This is a genomic window from Streptomyces sp. PA03-5A, from assembly GCF_033792725.1.
In the GTDB taxonomy this organism is placed as follows: domain Bacteria; phylum Actinomycetota; class Actinomycetes; order Streptomycetales; family Streptomycetaceae; genus Actinacidiphila.
In genome coordinates this window covers 89,703-109,940 of the sequence record NZ_JARAVL010000025.1, presented here as the reverse complement: position 1 = coordinate 109,940, position 20,238 = coordinate 89,703, and the positions used below count along the sequence as shown (strand labels likewise).

The following is a 20,238-nucleotide window of genomic DNA, read 5'->3' as shown; positions in this document are numbered from 1 at the left end:
ACCCCCGCCCGGCGGACACCGGCTGACATCGGGCTGAACTTTCTCCTCCGTTCCGCGCACGGGCGCGTCCATCCCCCGAGCGTGCCCGGCCGGGGCTTTTCGGGTCGGTTAGGCTCATGCCGAAACGAAGAGACATCCAGAAGGAGACCCACGTGCCGTCCATCGACGTCGTCGTAGCCCGGGAAATCCTCGACTCGCGAGGCAACCCCACCGTCGAGGTCGAGGTCGGCCTCGACGACGGCAGCACGGGCCGTGCAGCCGTCCCCTCCGGTGCGTCCACCGGTGCGTTCGAGGCCCTCGAGCTCCGCGACGGTGACAAGAGCCGTTACCAGGGCAAGGGCGTGGAGAAGGCCGTGCTGGCCGTCATCGAGCAGATCGGCCCGGAGCTGGTCGGCTACGACGCGACCGAGCAGCGGCTGATCGACCAGGCGATGTTCGACCTGGACGCCACCCCGGACAAGTCCTCCCTCGGCGCCAACGCCATCCTCGGTGTCTCGCTGGCCGTGGCCCACGCGGCCTCCGAGGCCTCCGACCTGCCGCTCTTCCGCTACCTGGGCGGCCCGAACGCCCACGTGCTGCCGGTCCCGATGATGAACATCCTGAACGGCGGCTCGCACGCCGACTCCAACGTGGACATCCAGGAGTTCATGATCGCGCCCGTGGGTGCGGAGTCCTTCTCCGAGGCCCTGCGCTGGGGCGCCGAGGTCTACCACACCCTCAAGGCGGTCCTGAAGGAGCGCGGCCTGTCCACCGGCCTCGGCGACGAGGGCGGCTTCGCGCCGAACCTGCCGAGCAACCGCGACGCCCTCGACCTGATCGTCGAGGCCATCAAGAAGGCCGGCTACCAGCCCGGCCAGGACATCGCGCTCGCGCTCGACGTGGCCGCCTCCGAGTTCTACAAGGACGGCAGCTACTCCTTCGAGGGCAAGTCCCTGTCGGCGGCCGAGATGACCGCGTACTACGCCGAGCTGGTCGCGGCGTACCCGCTGGTCTCCATCGAGGACCCGCTGAACGAGGAGGACTGGGAGGGCTGGAAGACCATCACCGAGGAGCTCGGTGACAAGGTCCAGCTGGTCGGCGACGACCTGTTCGTCACCAACCCCGAGCGTCTGCAGCGCGGCATCGACAGCGACACCGCCAACGCGCTCCTGGTCAAGGTCAACCAGATCGGCTCGCTGACCGAGACCCTCGACGCGGTCGAGCTGGCCCAGCGCAACGGCTACAAGTGCATGATGTCGCACCGCTCCGGCGAGACCGAGGACGTCACCATCGCCGACCTCGCCGTCGCCACCAACTGCGGCCAGATCAAGACCGGCGCCCCCGCGCGCAGCGAGCGCGTCGCCAAGTACAACCAGCTGCTGCGCATCGAGGAGATCCTCGACGACGCCGCGGTGTACGCCGGCCGTTCCGCGTTCCCCCGCTTCAAGGGCTGACCCCGTCCGGTGCCGCCCGCCGCGTCCGCGGCGGGCGGCACCGTGCGCCAGCAAGGGCCACCCGAACCCCACCGGAGGTGCACGTGCCGGATCGCTTCTCCACCGCGACACGCATCCGTGCCCTCGGGGCACAGGCGCAGGCCCGCGTCTATCGCGCGGCCGGCCGCCCGCGGCCGGTGCTGCCCCGTGGCCGCAACCGGCTGACCGGCCGGGCCGCGCTGCTGGCGCTGGTCGTCTGCGCCCTGGTCGTCGCCCTCGCCTACCCCATGCGCCAGTACGTGGCGCAGCGCTCGCAGATCGCCGACCAGCGCAAGCAGGCCGAGCAGGCGCGCAAGCGGGTGGACGAGCTGCGGGAGGAGAAGGCCCGCTGGCAGGACCCGGAGTACGTCAAGGCGCAGGCCCGGGCCCGGCTGCACTACGTACTGCCGGGCGAGACGGCGTATACGGTGGTGGAGCCCACCGGGGCCGCGGCTCCCGAGGACTCCGGCGCCCGCCGCAGCGACAGCGCGGCCCGCCGCCCCTGGTACGCGAACCTGTGGGACGGCGTCGACCACGCGGACGCCGCCGCCACCGCAGCACATCGTTGACGCAAGCCCCTGAGAGAGACACGCCCAGGCATGGAAAAGCCCCCGCCGCAGACCGAGCACGCCCCGCCCACCGAGGCGGACATCGCCGCCTTCAAGGAGCAGCTCGGCCGCCCGCCGCGCGGCCTGCGGGCCATCGCGCACCGCTGCCCCTGCGGCAACCCCGACGTGGTGGAGACGGCGCCGCGCCTGGAGGACGGGACGCCGTTCCCGACGCTGTACTACCTGACCTGCCCGCGCGCCGCCTCGGCGATCGGCACCCTAGAGGCCGAGGGCGTCATGAAGGAGATGACGGCCCGCCTCGCGCAGGACGAGGAGCTGGCCGCCGCCTACCGCGCCGCGCACGAGGACTACATCGCCCGCCGGGACGCCATCGAGGTCCTGCAGGGCTTCCCCAGCGCCGGCGGCATGCCGGACCGGGTGAAGTGCCTGCACGTCCTGGTGGGCCACTCCCTCGCGGCCGGCCCCGGGGTGAACCCGCTGGGCGACGAGACGATCGCGATGCTGCCCGAGTGGTGGCGCAAGGGCCCGTGCGTGAGCCCGTGCGGCACCGCCGGGCAGGAGGAGGGCGAGGACCGGTGACCCGGGTGGCCGCCATCGACTGCGGTACCAACTCCATCCGCCTGCTCGTCGCGGACGCGGACCCCGCGACCGGTGAGATCAAGGACCTGGACCGCCGGATGACCATCGTCCGGCTCGGCCAGGACGTGGACCGCACCGGCCGGCTCGCCCCCGAGGCCCTGGAGCGCACCTTCGCGGCCTGCCGCGAGTACGCGGGCGTGATCGAGGAACTGGGGGCGCGCAAGGTCCGGTTCGTGGCCACCTCCGCCTCCCGTGACGCCTCCAACCGGGACGACTTCGTGCGCGGCGTGGTGGACATCCTCGGCGTGGAGCCCGAGGTGATCACCGGCGACCAGGAGGCGGAGTTCTCCTTCACCGGCGCCACCAAGGAACTGACCGGACGTACGGACCTGGAACGGCCCTTCCTGGTCGTGGACATCGGCGGCGGCTCCACCGAGTTCGTCGTCGGCGACCGCCACGTCACGGCCGCGCGTTCGGTCGACGTCGGCTGCGTGCGGATGACCGAGCGCCACCTGGTCCGCGACGGCGTGGTCACCGATCCGCCCACCGCCGGGCAGATCGCCGCCATGACGCGGGACATCGACGCCGCCCTCGACCTCGCCGAGCGGACCGTCCCGCTGCGCGAGGCCCGCACCCTCGTCGGCCTGGCCGGGTCCGTCACCACGGTCGCCGCGATCGCGCTGGACCTGCCCGAGTACGACTGGGCCGCCATCCACCACTCCCGCGTCCCGGTCGGGACGGTGCGGGAGATCAGCGCACGCCTGCTGTCCGCCACGCACGCCGAACGCGCCGCGATCCCGGTGATGCACCCGGGACGGGTCGACGTGATCGGCGCGGGTGCCCTGGTGCTGCTGCGGATCATGGAGCGTACGGGCGCCCGGGAGGTCGTGGTCTCGGAACACGACATCCTCGACGGGATCGCCTGGAGCATCGCCTGAGCAGGGTCTTTTCCAACTGAGCGGGCTCTCGGGGCGGGCGTGACACGCCCGCCCCACAAAGTTCGTGAATTTCTTCACATGAAAGTTCCCGCCGGACGGCCCAACTTTCCGGGGCCGGGACCCCGCGAGCCCTCCAAAACCCTTGGGGCGCCCGTGTTTCGGGGGTGTTGCGGGACGGTGGCGGGGCGCCCCCGGATGCCGATCGCCGCTGGTCGGACGGGGCGCTCAACGCCCGCGCCACCCACCGGGTTCCCCCTGGGTGCTGTGGCCCTGGTCACGAAGCGGCGCAGTGTAGCAGAGGGCACCGCAAACCTTGTGAAGGGGCTCACGAGGTACCCCCTGGGGCGTGGTGAATACTCGAAGCATGAGCACCACGGAGCGTCCCAGGATCCTCGTAGTAGGCGGAGGGTACGTCGGCCTGTACGCGGCGCGGCGCATCCTCAAGAAGATGCGTTACGCGGAAGCGACGGTGACCGTCGTCGACCCGCGCTCGTATATGACGTACCAGCCGTTCCTGCCGGAGGCCGCCGCCGGCAGCATCTCCCCCCGCCACGTCGTGGTGCCGCTGCGCCGCGTGCTCCCCAAGGCGGAGGTCCTCACCGGCCGGGTCACCACCATCGACCAGGACCGCAAGGTCGCGGTCGTCGAGCCGCTCGTGGGCGAGACCTACGAACTGCCCTTCGACTACCTGGTGGTCGCGCTCGGCGCCGTCTCCCGCACCTTCCCGATCCCCGGCCTCGCCGAGCACGGCATCGGCATGAAGGGCGTCGAGGAGGCCATCGGCCTGCGCAACCACGTGCTGGAGCAGCTCGACAAGGCCGACTCCACCAACGACGAGGACGTCCGCCGCAAGGCGCTCACCTTCGTCTTCGTGGGCGGCGGCTTCGCCGGCGCCGAGACGATCGGCGAGGTCGAGGACATGGCCCGCGACGCGGCCAAGTACTACACCAACGTCAAGCGCGAGGACATGCGCTTCATCCTCGTCGACGCCGCCGACAAGATCCTCCCCGAGGTCGGCCCGGAGCTGGGCACCTGGGGCCTGGAGCACCTGCGCGAGCGTGGCATCGAGGTCTACCTCGGCACCTCCATGAGCTCCTGCGTCGACAAGCACGTGGTGCTCGCCAACGGCCTGGAGGTCGACGCCTCCACCATCGTGTGGACCGCGGGCGTCAAGCCCAACCCGGCGCTCGCCAGGTACGGCCTCCCGCTCGGCCCGCGCGGCCACGTGGACACCGCCCCGACGCTTCAGGTCCAGGGCACCGACTACATCTGGTCCGCCGGTGACAACGCCCAGGTCCCCGACCTGGCCTCCGGCCCCGGCGCCTGGTGCCCGCCGAACGCCCAGCACGCGCTGCGCCAGGCCAAGGTGCTCGGCGACAACGTGGTGTCCGGCATGCGGGGCTTCCCGCAGAAGGAGTACAAGCACGCCAACAAGGGCGCGGTGGCCGGCCTCGGCCTGCACAAGGGTGTCGCCCTGATCCGCTTCGGCAAGCTCAAGCTGAAGTTCAAGGGCCGCCTGGCCTGGTACATGCACCGTGGCTACCACGGCATGGCGGTCCCGACCTTCAACCGCAAGATCCGGGTCCTCGCGGACTGGACGCTGGCGATGTTCCTCAAGCGCGAGGTCGTCTCGCTCGGCGCCATCGAGAACCCGCGCGAGGAGTTCTACGAGGCCGCCAGGCCGGTCCCGGCCGCGGCGGCGGTCGCCGCCGAGGCCACCAAGGCCAAGGCCTGAGCAGGTAACGGTCCGGCCGAAGGGCGTCCGCCATCCGTGGGGCGGGCGCCCTTCGCCGTGCCCGTGTCCCTGGCCCCGGGGCACAGGACATGAGATGGGTAGAGGTAAAGAAGCGGTAGTGCGGGAATGTCGGTGTATCCCGCATCCGTTTCCCAGCCCAGTGGACCCGTCTTCATGGAGGCACGGAGGTACCCGCCATGGCCGATGCGGCCGGACGACTGACCGCTCTCGCCGAGCAGGCGCTCGGCGTTCCCCTCCCGCTGCGCATCCGCGCGTGGGACGGCAGCGAGACCGGACCGCCCGACGCCCCGACGCTGGTCGTGCGGCACCGCAGGGCGTTGCGCCGGCTGCTGTGGAAGCCCGGCGAGCTCGGCCTGGTCCGCGCCTGGGTGGCCGGTGAACTCGACGTCGAGGGCGACCTGTACGAGGCGCTGGACCGGCTCTCGGGGCTCGTCTGGGATCGCCCCACCGAGGACGACGGGGCGTCACCGCGCCGTCTGCTCGGTCTCGCGCGCGACCCCGAGACCTACCGGCTGGCCCGGGAGGCCCTCGCCCTCGCCGGACCCGGACTGCCGCCGCCCCCGCCGCCGGAGGAGGTACGCCGGCGCTCCGGGGTGCTGCACAGCCCGGTCCGCGACCGGCAGGCGATCAGCCATCACTACGACGTCGGCAACGACTTCTACGGGCTGGTGCTCGGCCCGTCCATGGTCTACTCGTGCGCCTACTGGGAGGGGCCCGACGCGACCCTGGAGGACGCCCAGCGGGCCAAGCTCGACCTCATCTGCCGCAAGCTGGAACTGCGGCCCGGGCAGCGGCTGCTGGACGTCGGCTGCGGCTGGGGCTCCATGGTGATGCACGCCGTCGAGCACTACGGCGTCCACGCCACCGGCGTCACGCTCTCCACCGAGCAGGCCTCCTCCGCGCGCAAGCGGGTCGCCGACGCCGGCCTCGCCGACCGGATCGACATCCGCGTGCAGGACTACCGGGCGGTCGACGACGGGCCGTACGACGCCATCTCCTCGATCGGCATGGCCGAGCACGTGGGCCGCGAGCGCTACCGGCAGTACGCCGGGGTGCTGTACGGGCTGCTGCGGCCCGGCGGGCGGCTGCTCAACCACCAGATCGGCCGCCGCCCCTGGACCGACGAAGAGGCCTACCACGTCGACGAGTTCATCGACCGGTACGTCTTCCCCGACGGAGAGCTGGCCCCGCTCGGCTCCACCGTCTCGCGGCTGGAGGAGGCCGGACTCGAGGTACGGGACGTGGAGGCGATCCGCGAGCACTACGCCCTGACCCTGCGGCAGTGGGTCGCCAACCTGGAGGCGCACTGGCCGGAGGCCGTCCGCCTCGCCGGAGCCGGCCGCGCCCGTGTCTGGCGGCTGTACATGGCGGCCTCCGCGCTCTCCTTCGAGCAGAACCGCATCGGCGTCAACCAGGTGCTCGCCGTCCGCCCGACCAAGGACGGCGGCTCCGGGATGCCCCGCACCCGGGCCGACTGGCTGGGCCCGGGCCGGCAGGACTGACATGCCGAGGGGCGGAGGCCGTCGTGGCCTCCGCCCCTCGGGCGCCTCCCGCCGTCCCGCTACTCGGCCTTGATGGCCTCCAGCATGTTCAGCCTGGACGCCCGCCGGGCCGGCCACAGCGCGGCCAGGACGCCCACCAGGGCGGCCATCGCCAGGAACACCCCGATCCTGTCCCAGGGCAGCGTCATCGCGTAGCTCGGCAGCTGTGGCTTGATCAGCCCGCCGACGGCCCAGGCGAGGAACACCCCGAGCCCGAGGCCCAGTACCGCGCCGAACAGCGAGATCACCAGGGACTCCAGCCGGATCATCCGCTTGACCGCGGTACGGTCCAGGCCGATCGCGCGCAGCATGCCGATCTCGTGCTTGCGCTCGAAGACCGACATCGCCAGCGTGTTGATCACACCCAGCACTGCGACCAGCACGGCCATCGCGAGCAGCCCGTAGAGGATGTTCAGCATCAGGTCGATCGTGGAACTGAGCTCGCGGGAGATGGCCGCCTTGTCCTGGACCTTGATCACCGGGTTCTCGCCGAGCGCCTTCACCAGCGCGTCCTGGTTGGCCTCTTCGGCACCGCCGGCCATCCTCACCAGCACCCGCATGTCCCCTGCTTCGGGGGTGTGCGGGGTGACCGTGGCGTTGTCCATGATCACGCCGTTGATGAGGTCGCCGCCCTCGTAGACGCCGCCGATCGTCAACCGCCCCTTGGTGCCGTCGTCGTAGCGCACCGGCAGGCTCTGCCCGGTGTGCCAGCCGCGCCGCTCGGCGGTGTCGGAGTCCACGACCATGGAGTCGCCGTGCACCGAGGCCAGGGAGCCGTGGGTGAAGTCCAGGGTAAGCAGCCGCCCGATCTGCGGCGCGTCGACGCCGCTGACCCACTCGTCCTCGCCGCCCAGTTCGGTGTGCGCGTCGCGCACCGCGCTGGAGTCGCTGACGCCGTCGATGCCGGCGACCCGCTCGGCCACCTCGGGCGAGAGGTTCCGGCCGGTGGCCATCGTGATCTGGTAGTCGGCCTTCAGGTGGGCGGCGGCCATTTCGTCCACGGTGGTCTTGACCGAGATGGCCACCACCGTGAGGGCGGTGATCAAGGTGAGACCGATCATCAGGGCCGACGCGGTCGCGGCGGTGCGCCGCGGGTTGCGCACCGAGTTCTGCCGGGCGAGCTTGCCCGTGACCCCGAAGGGGCGCAGCAGCGGCGCGGCCGCGGCGACCACCGGCCGGGACAGCAGCGGCGTGAGGACGAAGACGCCGATCAGCAGCAGCCCTGCGCCGCCGCCCAGGACCATGTTGCCGTTGTCCTTCATCCCCGAGCCGGCCAGCACCAGGACCACACCGGCCGCCGACAGCAGCGCGCCGAGGGTGTTGCGCAGGAGCAGGCCCTTGACGGTGGCCGGTGCGTGCACGCTGCTCATCGCCGCGACCGGCGGGATCTTGGCGGCCCGGCGGGCCGGCAGCCATGCGGCGAGCATGGTGACGCCCACACCGACGGCGAGCGCAGCCCCGGCCGTGCCGGGCTGTACGGACAGGGCGCCCTCGGGCAGTTCCGCGCCCGCCGAGCCGAGCACCGCCCGCATGACGGCCGCGATGCCGATGCCCAGCAGGAACCCGGTGGCACCGGCCACCACGCCCACCACGAGGGCCTCGGCCAGCACCGACCGCGTCACCTGCCGACGGCTGGCGCCGACCGCGCGCAGCAGCGCGAGTTCCTTGGTGCGCTGGGCGACGAGCATGGTGAAGGTGTTGGCGATGATGAAGATGCCGACGAAGAGCGCGATGCCGGCGAAGCTGAGCAGGGTGGTGTTGAAGGTGCTGAGGTCGGAGGCGATCTGCCGGGCCTCGTCGTCGGCCAGTTTCTGCCCGGTGGTCGCGGTGGCGTCCTTGGCGTAGCGCGGCAGCAGCTTTTCGATCTCGGCCCTGAGCGTGGCCTGCGCGGTGCCCGGCGCCGCCTTGACGTCGATCTCCTCGTACGTGCCCGGCTTGCCGAAGAGCTTCTGGGCCGTGGCCGTGTCGAAGAGCACCAGGCTGCCGCCCGCGGCGACGTTGCCGTCGTCGGTGGAGAAGACGCCGGTCACCTTCTGCCGCATCACCGGGCCGTCGATGGACATCCGGACGGTGTCGCCGACGGCGTAGCCCGTCCGCTCCGCGGTCTTGGAGTCCAGCGCGATCTCGGAGGAGGTCCGCGGGGCGCGTCCCTCGCGTATCGGATAGCGGTCCGCACCGGCGTAGTTGCCGCCGCGGGTGGACCAGCCGTCGCCGACCAGCCGGCCGTCCTTGCCGGCGACCGCGGTGAAGCCGGTGACGGTCGCGGTGGTGGACGCGGTGCCGGGCAGCCGGCCGATCTCGTCCACCAGCCGCTGGGGGAGCGGATGGTCGACGTCCCCGTAGGTGACGGCGACCGAGACGTCGGAGTAGCTCCTCGCGGAGGCCTTGCGGAGGGCATTGCCGATGGTGTCGGTGAACACCAGGGTGCCGGAGACGAAGGCGACGCCGAGCATCACGGCGAGCACGGTCATCAGCAGTCTGGCCTTGTGCGCCAGCACATTGCGCAGGGCGGTACGGAACATGTCAGGGCTTGTCTCTCGGTCGTGGCTCGTGGTCGGCGGCGCGGATCAGCTGGTACGGCCCTTGGCGTCGAAGCGCTTCATGCGCTCCAGCACCGTGTCCGCGGTCGGGCCGTGCAGCTCGTCGACGATCCGCCCGTCGGCGAGGAAGACCACGCGGTCGGCGTAGGAGGCGGCGACCGGGTCGTGGGTGACCATGACGACCGTCTGGCCGAGCTCCTTCACGGAGTTGCGGAGGAAGCCGAGGATCTCCGCGCCGGAACGGGAGTCGAGGTTGCCGGTCGGCTCGTCGGCGAAGATGATCTCGGGCCGGCTGGCCAGTGCCCGGGCGACGGCGACCCGCTGCTGCTGTCCGCCGGACAGCTGGGACGGCCGGTGCGACAGCCGCCCGGACAGTCCGACCGTCTCGACGACCCGGTCCAGCCACTGCTTGTCGGTCCTGCGGCCGGCGATGTCCATCGGGAGCGTGATGTTCTCCGCGGCGGTGAGCGTCGGCAGCAGGTTGAACGCCTGGAAGACGAAGCCGATCTTGTCCCGGCGGAGCTTGGTGAGCTGCTTGTCCTTCAGCGAGGACAGCTCGGTGTCGCCGATCCGCGCCGAGCCGGACGAGACGGTGTCCAGGCCCGCCATGCAGTGCATCAGCGTGGACTTGCCCGAGCCCGAGGGCCCCATGATCGCGGTGTACTCGCCGGCTCGGAACTCGACCGTCACCGCGTCGAGCGCGACGACCCGGGTCTCGCCCTCCCCGTAGACCTTGCTGAGGTCGGTGGCGCGGGCGGCCGTGGCCGTGGCGGTGGGGTGTGCGGTGGTGGTGGTCACGGCACGCTGCTCCTGTCGGGACGGGGGAGTCGATCGGACCCCTCCATCGTCCCGACGGGAGACGTCGCCGGGATCCGTCCACATCGTGGTTCTGCAGGCAGTCCCGAGAGGTACGCGCGGACCCTCGCGTCCTACTTGGGGATGACGGGGACCCCGACATCCCGCCCCCGGGTGGAAGCGATTTCGCGTCATATGCAGCGGGTGCGGTCCGCCGCCCGGACCGCCCCGGGCCTGTGCTTTCCTCCGGACGGCACATATCTGATGGCCCGTCAGTCAGCCTTAAAATCAGACAACATGACGAATCCTGGGCCCTGTTCCACCCGCCCCGCCGGATAGGCTCGTACTGCGCTCTCGTACCGCCACGCCCGGATGGTGGAATGCAGACACGGCGAGCTTAAACCTCGCTGCCCCTTGCGGGCGTACCGGTTCGAATCCGGTTCCGGGCACTCACTTCCTCACCGGCGTGGCACCACCGCCACGTTCTCAGCCCTGTTCCCGTTCCACCGGGAGCCACAGTTCGGCCTCCGCCTCGGTCCCGTCCGCGGACGGACGGGCGCGCAGGATCTCGGGGCCGGGGCGGCTGCGGTACGGGTTGGAGGGGAACCACTGGGTGAACACGTCCCGCCACAGCTCCTGGATGGCCTGCGGCGCCGGCCCTGAGGTGGTGAAGACCGCCCAGGTGCCCGCAGGCACGGGGAGGACCGTGGTGCCGTCGGGCGCGGCCGCCGACGTGATCACCCCCTGGTGGTAGTCGAGAAAGGTGCCTTCGGCGCGGCTCGGGTCCAGTTCGTCGCAGACCGCGACGACCCCTCGCGGTTCCTGGTCCGACAGCTCCTCCAGACGTGCCACGAGCCGCGGGTCGATCCCGCGGACGAAATCGACGATCGCCTGGTTCGGCCCCGAGTGCACCAGGGGGACCCGGGCCTTGAGGCCGACGACCCTGAAGTCCGGCCTGTCCACGACGCGGTAACGCATGCTGCTGCTCCCTTCGACGGTGAGGCGGAAGGCCAACCGGGGCTGGGAGACCAGCGCGGCGCCGGTGCGCCGGGCCTCGCCCGGCCCGACCCCGTGCACGGCGCGGAACGCCCGGGCGAAGGCCTCGCCCGATCCGTACCCGTAGCGCACCGCGACCTCCAGCAGCGTCGCGGGCCCCGCGAGCACCTCCGCGCCGGCGACGGTCAGCCGGCGGCGCCGTACGTACTCCGAGAGCGGCATGCCCGCGAGCGCGGAGAACATCCGGCGCAGGTGGTACTCCGAGGTGCCCGCGACGCGTGCCAGCGCGGCCACGTCGACCTGCCCGTCGAGATGGCGCTCGACGTGCTCCAGGGCCTGGTTGAGACGTTCCAGCACTCCCGTTCCCCTTCCTCTTCCACGACCCACGCTAGGCGTCGGGCACCCCGCCGGACCCGACATCCCGTGCCCGGTCGGGTCGGGTGGCCGCGACGTCCGCCGCCGCACGGGCGAACGCGCGGACCCGGGCCGTGGTGTTGCCGTGCCGCCACACCAGGCCGCGCTCGATGGGCGGTGCGTCGTGGAGGGGGACGTAGGCGAGGTCCGGCCGGGGGTAGTAGCGGCGGGCGTGCTCCCCGACGGGGAGGACGCCCCGGCCCAGCGCCACCAGGGTGAGCATCTCGGAGAACGACCCGCCGGCCGGCCCCTTCGGGACCGTACGGCCCGACGGGGTGCGCTCCGGGGTGCGGTCCCGCTTGAACGCCACCGAGGTCACCTCCGGGTACTGCACCACGGGGTGGTCCGCGAGCACCTCGAGCGACACCGACTCCCGGCCGGCCGCCGGGTGCCCCGCGGCCACCGCGAGCACCCGGCGCTCCCTGAGCAGCACCGGTCCGCGGACCATCCCGTCGAAGGGGAAGGAGGCGAGGAGCACGTCGACGGAACCGTCCAGCAGGCTCGCCCGGGAGGTGGCCAGCTGGACCTCGCGCACGTCCACCCGGCAGTCGGGGTGGCGCTCGGAGAACAGGCGGACCACCCTCAGCAGCGTGGGCGCCGTGCCCTCGCCGAGGAAGGCCACGCGCAGCGCGCCGGTGATGCCGCGGCCGGCGTCGGCGGCCCTGCGCAGCGCTTCCTCCAGCCCGGCGACGAGGGGGAGCAGATCGTCCGCGAGCCGCCTGCCGACCGGGGTGATCCGGACGCTGCGGCTGTTCCGTTCGAAGAGCGGGCAGCCGATGGTGCGTTCCAGCTTGCCCACCACCTGGCTGACCCGCCCGGTGGTGACGCCCAGGCGCTCGGCGGTCCGGCCGAAGTGCAGCTCCTCGGCGAGGGTGAGGAAGGCCTCGATCTCCACCCGCTCCAGCACGCTTCCCCCTCGGCGTTGAGTTCCGCTCAACGATCGTACGGCGATCATGCCTTGATGACGGCGGCCCCCCGGCGGATCGTGGAGGACGTCCACGGCACACCACCCCTGGAGGAGACATGACCGTGCTGCGCGTGAAGGCCTTCGACCACCTGGTCCTCAACGTCGCCGACGTCGAGCGGTCCCTGGCCTTCTACACCGGACCGCTCGGCCTGGAACCGGTGCGCGTCGACGAATGGCGCGCGGGGAAGGCCCCGTTCCCGTCGGTGCGGGTCACCCGGGAGACCATCATCGACCTGGTCGCCGGGCCCCGCGGCGAGTCCAACGTCGACCACATCTGCCTCACCGTCGAACCGCTGGACTGGGAAGAGGTCGTCGCGTCCGGGGTGTTCACGGTGCTGGAGGCCAACGTGCGGCGGTTCGGCGCGCGCGGCTCCGCCCTGTCGACCTACGTCGAGGACCCGGACGGCAACACGGTCGAACTGCGCTGGTACCCACAGGACGCGCAGGACTGAGCGCAGTTCCGGGCGCCGCCTTCGGCGCCCGGCCCGGTTGCTACAGTGCGCCCGTGTCCGACTCCTCGCGTGAATCCCTGTCCGGCGCCGGCTGGGAGAGCCAGCAGCCCGGCGCCTACCGGGAGTTGATGCCGGCCCGGGTGGTCAACCTGTCGTGGCTGGACCCGGTGACCCTGTGGAAGGCCCGCAACGGCCCGCTCGCCTCGCTGTTCGGCGACCCGACCGGCCGGGACCGGCAGCGCTGGGTGAACGGCCAACTGGAGCGAGGGGCGTCCGGTGCGGACCTGGTGATCGAGCGGGACGACCCCGACACCTTCTCCTTCCTCCTCCTCGGCGACACCGGCGAGGGCGACGACCCGCAGTACGCCGTCGTCCCCGGGATGCTCAAGGCGGGCGCCGGCACGCGCTACGCCGTGATCTGCAGCGACGTCCTCTACCCCGTCGGCAGCGCCAACGAGTACGACACGAAGTTCTTCCGGCCCTACCGGGACTACGACGCCCCCGTCTACGCCATCCCCGGGAACCACGACTGGTACGACGGGCTCAACGGCTTCATGCGGGTGTTCTGCCGCGCCCCCGCCCTGCCGCCCGCGCCGCGCCCCCGCCGGTTGACCCGGGCCTGGTGGCGCAGCCTGCTGTGGGCGAAGCCCGACGTGCCGGACGACGCCCGGCTCGACGAGGCCCGCCGGATGCGCTCAGCGCCCTCGCAGGCGGCCTCCCAGCCCGGCCCGTACTGGGCGATCGACTCGGGGCCGATACGGATCATAGGCATCGACACCGGGCTGCTCGGCGACATCGACAGGGAGCAGGGCGAGTGGCTGCGCCAGGTCTCCCTGGGGCCCCGCCCCAAGATCCTCGTCACCGGTTCCCCGATCTACGTGGACGGCGAGCACCACCCCTGCGCCATCGAGGGCGGCGGCACGGTCGACGAGGTCGTCCGCGACCCGGAGCACAACTTCGTCGCCGTGATCGGCGGGGACATCCACAACTACCAGCGCTACCCGGTGGACGTGGACGGCCGGAGGATCGAATACGTCGTCTCCGGCGGCGGGGGCGCCTTCATGCACGCCACCCACACGATCCCCCGGGTGGAGGTCGGCGGCGTCACCGAGGACCGCTTCCGCTGCTACCCGATGCGCGGCGACTCCCTCGCCTTCTACAGCCGGCTCTACGGCCGCCGGCTCCACCTGCGCCGCCTGTTCGACCTGACCCCGGACGAGGCGTCCGCGGTCCTCGCCCGGCGTCTCGGCATCCCGGCCACCCGGGCCACCGGCGCCCGCGTGACCTGGCGGACCCGCTTCGTCGCCGGCGTCCTGGGTGCTCCGCCCCGGCCGGACCGCAGGCGCCGGCTGCGCCTGCCCGTCCGCCGGGTGCTCACCCGTCTGCTCTCCCCGGGCTCGGCGACGTACAGCCCGCCGTTCTTCAAGAGCTTCCTGCGGCTGGACGTCAGCCCGGCCGCCGTCCGCGTGCGGTGCTTCGCCGCCACCGGCCTGCTGGCGCACGAACTGGACCCGCCGGTCGAGGACGACTTCACCGTCCCCTTGCCGTGGACGAACGGTATGTGAACGGCGCGCCCGTTCCCCCGGCCCTCCCCGCTGCGCGCATCACGATGCCCTGCGACGGCGGTGATCTGCACGAACGCGCCGGATGCGGCCGTGCGGGGCGGCCCGCGCGTGAGGCTGCCGCGACCACCTGTACGGACAAGTCCGGGCCTAGGCTTTTACCGTCACCTGAAGGTTCCGTCGCGTTCTGGACATCTGCGCTTAGTCAACCTTCCCCCTAAGGCTCCTAAGTTCACAGCCAAGCAATGGCAAGCAGTGAGCAACGGAGGTCGTTGTGTCCGAGGGTGTACGCAGGGCCCGGCGGTACGCCGCGCCCGTGGCGGCTGCGGCCGCCGCCGCGGTCGTGACCATGGTGGTCAGCCCGACGCTGGGTGCGTCGGCCACGGCCCCGCAGACCGCAAGCAAGGGCAAGGCCCCGGCTGCGAAGAACGTCATCTTCATCAACGGCGACGGCATGGGTGCCGCCGCCCGGCAGGCCGCGCGCCTGCACCTGACCGGTCTGAACGGTCAGCTCGCGATGGACAAGCTCCCCTACTCGGGTCAGCTGACCACCGAGCCGGACGACCCGAAGGCCGTCGTCACCGACTCCGCCGCGGCCGCGACCGCGTGGGCGACCGGTGAGAAGACCTACAACGGCGCGATCAGCGTCGACGTGGACGGCAACCCGCTGGCCACCCTGGGCCAGCAGGCCAAGGCCGCCGGCAAGGCCACCGGCCTGGTCACGACAGCGCAGGTCACCGACGCGTCGCCGGCCGCCTTCTTCTCCAGCACGGCCAACCGGTCGGCGCAGGACGAGATCGCGCGCCAGTACATCGAGGTCAGCAAGCCCGACGTCATCCTGGGCGGTGGCGAGGACTGGTGGCTGCCCGCGGGCAGCCCCGGCGCCTTCCAGGACAAGCCCGCCGAGGACACGTCCGAGGCGAGCAAGGGCACCAAGGGTGACCTGATCACGAAGGCCAAGAAGGCCGGCTATTCCTACGTCTCCAGCGCGGACCAGCTCAGCCGCGCCAAGGGCGGCAAGCTCCTCGGTCTCTTCGCCAACGAGGAGATGTTCCAGCAGCGTCCCGAGGGCCAGGGCGACGTGTACAACCCGGTGGTCGGCCTGTCCACCATGACCAGCAAGGCCCTCAGCACGCTGGACAAGAACAAGAAGGGCTTCTTCCTCATGGTCGAGGAGGAGGGCGTGGACGAGTTCGCGCACTCCAACAACGGCACCCGCGTCCTGCAGTCCATGCAGGAGCTGGAGAAGGCCGTCGCGGTGGCCCGCGCCTACGTGGCCACCCACCCCGACACCCTGCTGGTCGTCACCGGTGACCACGAGACCGGCGGCCTGGCCGTGGAGGAGGCCGACTCCGCCGACGAGTCCGGCGACGGCATCTCCGCCGAGGACGGTCCGTTCAGCATCCGCGGCAGCGACAAGTCGTTCTACATCGACTGGACCACCTCCGGTCACACCGGTGTGGACGTCCCCGTCACCGCGGCCGGCCCGCTCGCGAACCGCTTCACCGGCAAGCACGCCAACACCTACGTGCACGACGTGCTGAGCGAGATCCTGGCGACGCGTCGCTGAGCGAGGATCCACTTCCGGCGGTGTGGCGCCGCGGGGACGGGGAAAGGCGTGGTGGCAGGCATGGTGAGCGGGCCGCAAAAGATCCTCCTTGAGGCGTAGGCGACCCGCTTTGCCATACCATTACTCTTGGTGCGGAGCCGTATCGCGCGGCCATGGAGGAGTGACAGATGAGGAGCAGCAACCCGGTCTTCTCGCGGCGTGGGTTCTCCCGCGGGGAGGGCTACGCGGGCTTCGGCGGTCAGCCGCAGACGCAGGGCGTCCCCCAGACGGGCGGCAACCCCTACGCGGGCACGAACCCGTACGCGGGCAGCAACCCCTACGACACCACGTACCAGGCCCCGCCGGGCGCCCCCGTGCAGACCGGCCGGATGACGATGGACGACGTCGTCATGCGCACCGCCATGACCCTGGGCACCGTGGTGCTCGGCGCGCTCGTGGCGTGGTTCGTGCTGCCGGTCTCGGAGAAGAGCTACGGCCTGGCGATCGGCGCCTCGCTCGTGGCCCTGGTCCTGGGCCTGATCCAGTCGTTCAAGCGTGAGGCCTCGCCCGCGCTGATCCTCGGCTACGCGGTCTTCGAGGGTGTCTTCCTCGGCATCTGGAGCAAGATCCTCAACTTCATGTGGCCGGGCATCCCGCTGCAGGCCGTGCTGGGGACCATGGCGGTCTTCGTCGGCATGCTGGTGGCGTACCGCACCCGCCTCATCCGGGTCACCGCCCGCTACGCCCGCATCGGCATGGCGATCGCCATCGGCTTCGTCATCCTGACGTTCGTCAACCTGATCGCCGCGATGATCGGCGGCGGTGACGGCCTCGGCCTGCGCAGCGGTGGGCTCGGCATCGTGGTCGGCATCATCGGGATCGCGCTGGGCGCGTTCTTCCTGTCGCTGGACTTCAAGCAGATCGAGGACGGCATCCAGTACGGCGCTCCGCGCCAGGAGTCCTGGCTGGCGGCCTTCGGGCTCACGCTCTCCCTGGTCTGGATCTACCTGGAGATGCTGCGGCTGATCGCGATCCTGCGCGGCGACGACTGAGTGCGCTGACCCGCGAGGGACATTCAACGGGCCCCGGAGGCAATGCCTTTCGGGGCCCGTTCGCATGTGCGGGAGGGGAGGCGCGTCAGCCGAACCTCCGCGCGGCCCGCCTCAGGTCGTATTCGTGGACGATGGCCTTGGCGTGTCCGTAGGACAGGTCGTGCTCGCTGCGGAGCCAGCTGACTTTCTCCTCGAAGCGGAGGAAAGCGGGCCCGTCGTCGACCGTGCGAAGCCATTCGCCGATCTCGCGGCCGGTGCAGTGGGGGATGTGGGAGAGCAGGTTCCGGTGGGTCTCTTCCGAGAAGGTCTGTGACATCGGCGCCTCCGGTATGCGTTCCGGTCACCCCACCGTGCCTGAGCCGTCGACCGTTGGCAACAGTGCAACGCACTCGGTTGTGTGTACGCACCGGTAGGCTCGCGCCGTGCTGGACTGTACGACGCTCCGCGACGCCGCCGGACTCCTGGCGGCGCGTTACCGCTCCCTGCCGCAGAGCCGGCTCCGTGGCGAGGTGGCCCGGGCGGGCCTGGAACTCGCCCGTGAACTGGCCGCCCTGGCACAGCGGATCGAGTTCCCCGGGCGGGAACCGGTGCCGGTGCCGGACGAGGGGGTCTTCGTGATCGGCGACCAGATCTCCGTGGCCGCCCACGACCTGGCCGCCGCCCTGGAACCGCATCCGGAACTGGCGCACGTACGCGACGCGGCCGTGTCCCGGATCGGGGACACGGCCGCGCGGTGCGGTCTGTAGGACGGGCAGGACGGGCTACAGCGAGGCGACCACCCGGTCGGCGAGCACGTAGACGGACTCCTCGCCGTAGGTGAAGGTCAGCGCGTAGCCGCCCGCGACGGCGGAGCCGCCCAGCAGTATCGGGGACTCGCCCTGGTCCAGGGCGTCGCAGAGGCGGTCGGCGGTGTCCCGGTCGCCCGGGGTCATGCAGAGCGTGGTGCCGTCGGCGAAGACGTACACGTCGAGCGTGCCGAGCGGGCCGGGACGGACGTCGGCGAGCGGCATCCGCAGGTCCGCGAGTTCGGACAGGCGCTCGGCGGTCTGCTCCTGGTTGGCCACGACCGGTGCCGGGACGCCGAAGTCGGGGTCGGAGGGGTGCCGGAAGGGCGCCGGGCCACCGGGCTCCAGGCCCGCGAGGTCGGCCTGGCGGGGCAGGAACGGGCCGTACGGCAGCACCTCGTAGTCGGTGCCGGCGGCGCCCGGAACCGGGCCGGCCCCCTGGCCGCCGAAGAGCTGGGCGTCGAGCTGCGGGTCCACGAGGGCCTCGCCGGACTCGCCCGTCCCGTAGCCGAGGGGGGCTTCCTGAGCGGCCCAGAAGGCACGTGCCTCGGCCAGTTCGCGCTCCCGCTCGTCGGCGAGCGCGTCGGCGACGGCGGTGCGGATGGCCTCGGCGTCCGGAGTGGTGCGTGCGGCGGGAACCCCGGCCGCCCGCCCGGCACGGGCCTCGGCCAGGTCCGCGCGCAGGGCCGCGACGTCACGACGTACGCCGCGTGTGGCGAACAGCGCGGCGGAGCCGGCGGCCACGGCGGTTGCCGCGCCCGCCAGCAGGACGAGGAACATGGCGCTCACTGGCGTACTCCCGACTGTGCTTTCCCGAGCCTGGCCCCCTGTACACCACCACTCTGCACCGGAATCCATGGCCTCTGCAGTGCGGAACGTCACGAAATGGGAGGGTCCAAAGTCTCGCCCCGTACCAGTGGCACGCCTCTGACCTGCCTAAACGACCGCCCCCGGGATTAGGTCACATCCAGGGGGCGGTTCGATTGCGACTTGTGTCTCGAACGTTCGTCCGAGGGTTCGGGAAGGGCCGGCGGGGCCCGTTACGACAGGCGCTCGATGACCATGGCCATGCCCTGGCCGCCGCCGACGCACATGGTCTCCAGGCCGAACTGCTTGTCGTGCCACTGGAGCGAGTTGATCAGCGTGGTGGTGATGCGGGCGCCCGTCATGCCGAAGGGGTGACCGACGGCGATCGCGCCGCCGTTGACGTTGAGCCGGTCGATGTCGACGCCCAGGTCCCGGTAGGAGGGGATGACCTGCGCCGCGAAGGCCTCGTTGATCTCGACCAGGTCGATGTCGTCGATGGTCAGCCCGGCACGCTTCAGTGCCTGGCGGGACGCCTCGACCGGGCCGTGGCCCATGATCTCGGGGGAGAGGCCGGAGACGCCGGTGGAGACCACCCGGGCGAGCGGGGTGATGCCGAGCTCGCGCGCCTTGGTGTCGCTCATGACGACCAGCGCCGCGGCGCCGTCGTTCAGCGGGCAGCAGTTGCCGGCGGTCACGGTGCCGTCGGGGCGGAAGACCGGCTTCAGACCCTGCACGGCCTCCAGGGTGACCCCGGCGCGCGGGCCGTCGTCCTTGGCGACGACCGTGCCGTCGGGCAGCGTCACCGGGGTGATCTCGCGCTCCCAGAAGCCGTTCTTGATGGCCTCTTCGGCCAGGTTCTGCGAGCGGACGCCGAACTCGTCCTGGTCGGCGCGGGTGACGCCCTTGAGGGCCGCCAGGTTCTCGGCGGTCTGGCCCATCGCGATGTACGCGTCAGGGACCAGCCCGTCCTCGCGCGGATCGTGCCATTCCCCGCCGCCCTGCGCGGCGCGGGCCGCGGTGCGGGCCTCGGCCTCGGCGAAGAGCGGGTTGTGGGTGCCGGGCATGCCGTCGGAGCTGCCGTTGACGAAGCGGGACACGGTCTCGACGCCGGCGGAGATGAAGACGTCGCCCTCGCCCGCCTTGATGGCGTGCAGCGCCATCCGGGTCGTCTGCAGCGACGAGGAGCAATAACGCGTGACCGTGCAGCCCGGGAGGTGGTCCATGCCCATCTGCACGGCCACGATCCGGCCCAGGTTGTGACCCTGCTCGCCGCCGGGCAGGCCGCAGCCCAGCATCAGGTCGTCGATCTCGTGCGGGTCGAGCTGCGGCACCTTGGCGAGGGCCGCCTGGATGATCGTGGCGGTCAGGTCGTCGGGGCGCAGGTCCTTCAGGGACCCCTTGACGGCCCGGCCGATGGGGGAGCGGGCGGCAGAGACGATCACGGCTTCGGGCATCGCGACTCCTCGACGAGGCGGCGGGGTACGG

18 protein-coding genes and 1 tRNA gene are annotated in these 20,238 nt (G+C 71.6%); 12 read left to right on the top strand and 7 right to left on the bottom strand.

From position 1 onward, the window contains the following. Positions 1-152: 152 nt before the first annotated feature. The 6 genes from eno to PV410_RS28735 all read left to right on the top strand — a co-directional run bounded on the left by eno (position 153) and on the right by PV410_RS28735 (position 6,795). Positions 153-1,433: a phosphopyruvate hydratase gene (gene eno / locus PV410_RS28760; RefSeq protein ID WP_500328705.1), complete on the top strand. Its 1,281-nt coding sequence runs from the start codon at positions 153-155 to the stop codon at positions 1,431-1,433. 83 nt (positions 1,434-1,516) lie between these two features. After that, positions 1,517-2,020, top strand: coding sequence for an FtsB family cell division protein (locus PV410_RS28755; protein WP_500328670.1), 504 nt, complete (start codon positions 1,517-1,519; stop codon positions 2,018-2,020). Between the two features lie 30 nt (positions 2,021-2,050). Next, the gene (locus tag PV410_RS28750; RefSeq protein ID WP_500328669.1) at positions 2,051-2,599 is read left to right on the top strand and encodes a DUF501 domain-containing protein; all 549 of its coding nucleotides are present in this window, start codon (positions 2,051-2,053) and stop codon (positions 2,597-2,599) included. Further along, positions 2,596-3,537 carry a Ppx/GppA phosphatase family protein gene (locus PV410_RS28745; protein ID WP_500328668.1) on the top strand — a complete coding sequence of 314 codons (942 nt, stop codon included), beginning with the start codon at positions 2,596-2,598 and terminating at the stop codon, positions 3,535-3,537. Before PV410_RS28750 ends, PV410_RS28745 begins: the two co-directional genes overlap by 4 nt. Before the next feature lie 364 nt (positions 3,538-3,901). Next, on the top strand, positions 3,902-5,272 hold the full coding sequence (locus tag PV410_RS28740; protein WP_500328667.1) for an NAD(P)/FAD-dependent oxidoreductase: 1,371 nt from the start codon (positions 3,902-3,904) through the stop codon (positions 5,270-5,272). Between the two features lie 197 nt (positions 5,273-5,469). After that, positions 5,470-6,795: a class I SAM-dependent methyltransferase gene (locus PV410_RS28735; protein ID WP_500328666.1), complete on the top strand. Its 1,326-nt coding sequence runs from the start codon at positions 5,470-5,472 to the stop codon at positions 6,793-6,795. A 59-nt stretch (positions 6,796-6,854) separates the two neighbouring features. On the opposite strand, the gene PV410_RS28730 is transcribed toward PV410_RS28735, so the two are convergent. Further along, positions 6,855-9,356 carry an ABC transporter permease gene (locus PV410_RS28730; protein WP_500328665.1) on the bottom strand — a complete coding sequence of 834 codons (2,502 nt, stop codon included), beginning with the start codon at positions 9,354-9,356 and terminating at the stop codon, positions 6,855-6,857. Positions 9,357-9,401: 45 nt separating this feature from the next. Continuing rightward, positions 9,402-10,172, bottom strand: a complete 771-nt coding sequence (locus PV410_RS28725; protein ID WP_500328664.1) for an ABC transporter ATP-binding protein — start codon at positions 10,170-10,172, stop codon at positions 9,402-9,404. Positions 10,173-10,535: 363 nt separating this feature from the next. Between PV410_RS28725 and PV410_RS28720 the strand changes: the two genes are divergently transcribed. After that, positions 10,536-10,618, top strand: a tRNA-Leu gene (locus tag PV410_RS28720). A 37-nt stretch (positions 10,619-10,655) separates the two neighbouring features. Here PV410_RS28720 and PV410_RS28715 read toward each other — a convergent pair. Then, entirely contained in the window at positions 10,656-11,522 is an 867-nt protein-coding gene (locus PV410_RS28715) for an AraC family transcriptional regulator (protein WP_500328663.1), read from the bottom strand. Positions 11,523-11,553: 31 nt separating this feature from the next. Then, positions 11,554-12,486 (bottom strand): LysR family transcriptional regulator, encoded by a 933-nt coding sequence (locus tag PV410_RS28710; protein ID WP_500328662.1) that lies wholly within the window; start codon positions 12,484-12,486, stop codon positions 11,554-11,556. 116 nt (positions 12,487-12,602) lie between these two features. On the opposite strand from PV410_RS28710, the gene PV410_RS28705 reads away from it, so the two are divergent. The 4 genes from PV410_RS28705 (at position 12,603) to PV410_RS28690 (ending at position 17,161) form a co-directional block, all read left to right on the top strand. Next, positions 12,603-12,998, top strand: coding sequence for a VOC family protein (locus tag PV410_RS28705; RefSeq protein ID WP_500328661.1), 396 nt, complete (start codon positions 12,603-12,605; stop codon positions 12,996-12,998). 53 nt (positions 12,999-13,051) lie between these two features. Then, complete coding sequence (locus PV410_RS28700; RefSeq protein WP_500328660.1) at positions 13,052-14,563, top strand: metallophosphoesterase family protein; 1,512 nt, start codon at positions 13,052-13,054, stop codon at positions 14,561-14,563. 271 nt (positions 14,564-14,834) lie between these two features. Continuing rightward, positions 14,835-16,130 (top strand): alkaline phosphatase, encoded by a 1,296-nt coding sequence (locus PV410_RS28695; RefSeq protein WP_500328659.1) that lies wholly within the window; start codon positions 14,835-14,837, stop codon positions 16,128-16,130. A 167-nt stretch (positions 16,131-16,297) separates the two neighbouring features. Further along, on the top strand, positions 16,298-17,161 hold the full coding sequence (locus PV410_RS28690) for a Bax inhibitor-1/YccA family protein (protein ID WP_500328658.1): 864 nt from the start codon (positions 16,298-16,300) through the stop codon (positions 17,159-17,161). Positions 17,162-17,246: 85 nt separating this feature from the next. Here PV410_RS28690 and PV410_RS28685 read toward each other — a convergent pair whose 3' ends face one another. Beyond that, positions 17,247-17,477, bottom strand: a complete 231-nt coding sequence (locus tag PV410_RS28685) for a DUF4287 domain-containing protein (RefSeq protein ID WP_319161564.1) — start codon at positions 17,475-17,477, stop codon at positions 17,247-17,249. Positions 17,478-17,583: 106 nt separating this feature from the next. Here PV410_RS28685 and PV410_RS28680 point away from each other — a divergent pair, with 106 nt between their 5' ends. Then, positions 17,584-17,907, top strand: coding sequence for a hypothetical protein (locus tag PV410_RS28680; RefSeq protein WP_500328657.1), 324 nt, complete (start codon positions 17,584-17,586; stop codon positions 17,905-17,907). A gap of 15 nt (positions 17,908-17,922) precedes the next feature. Here the strand turns inward: PV410_RS28680 and PV410_RS28675 are convergent, their stop codons facing one another. Together PV410_RS28675 and PV410_RS28670 are read right to left on the bottom strand one after the other, a co-directional pair. Further along, positions 17,923-18,735 carry a hypothetical protein gene (locus PV410_RS28675; RefSeq protein WP_500328656.1) on the bottom strand — a complete coding sequence of 271 codons (813 nt, stop codon included), beginning with the start codon at positions 18,733-18,735 and terminating at the stop codon, positions 17,923-17,925. A 251-nt stretch (positions 18,736-18,986) separates the two neighbouring features. Beyond that, entirely contained in the window at positions 18,987-20,207 is a 1,221-nt protein-coding gene (locus PV410_RS28670) for an acetyl-CoA C-acetyltransferase (RefSeq protein ID WP_500328655.1), read from the bottom strand. Between the last annotated feature and the right edge of the window lie 31 nt (positions 20,208-20,238).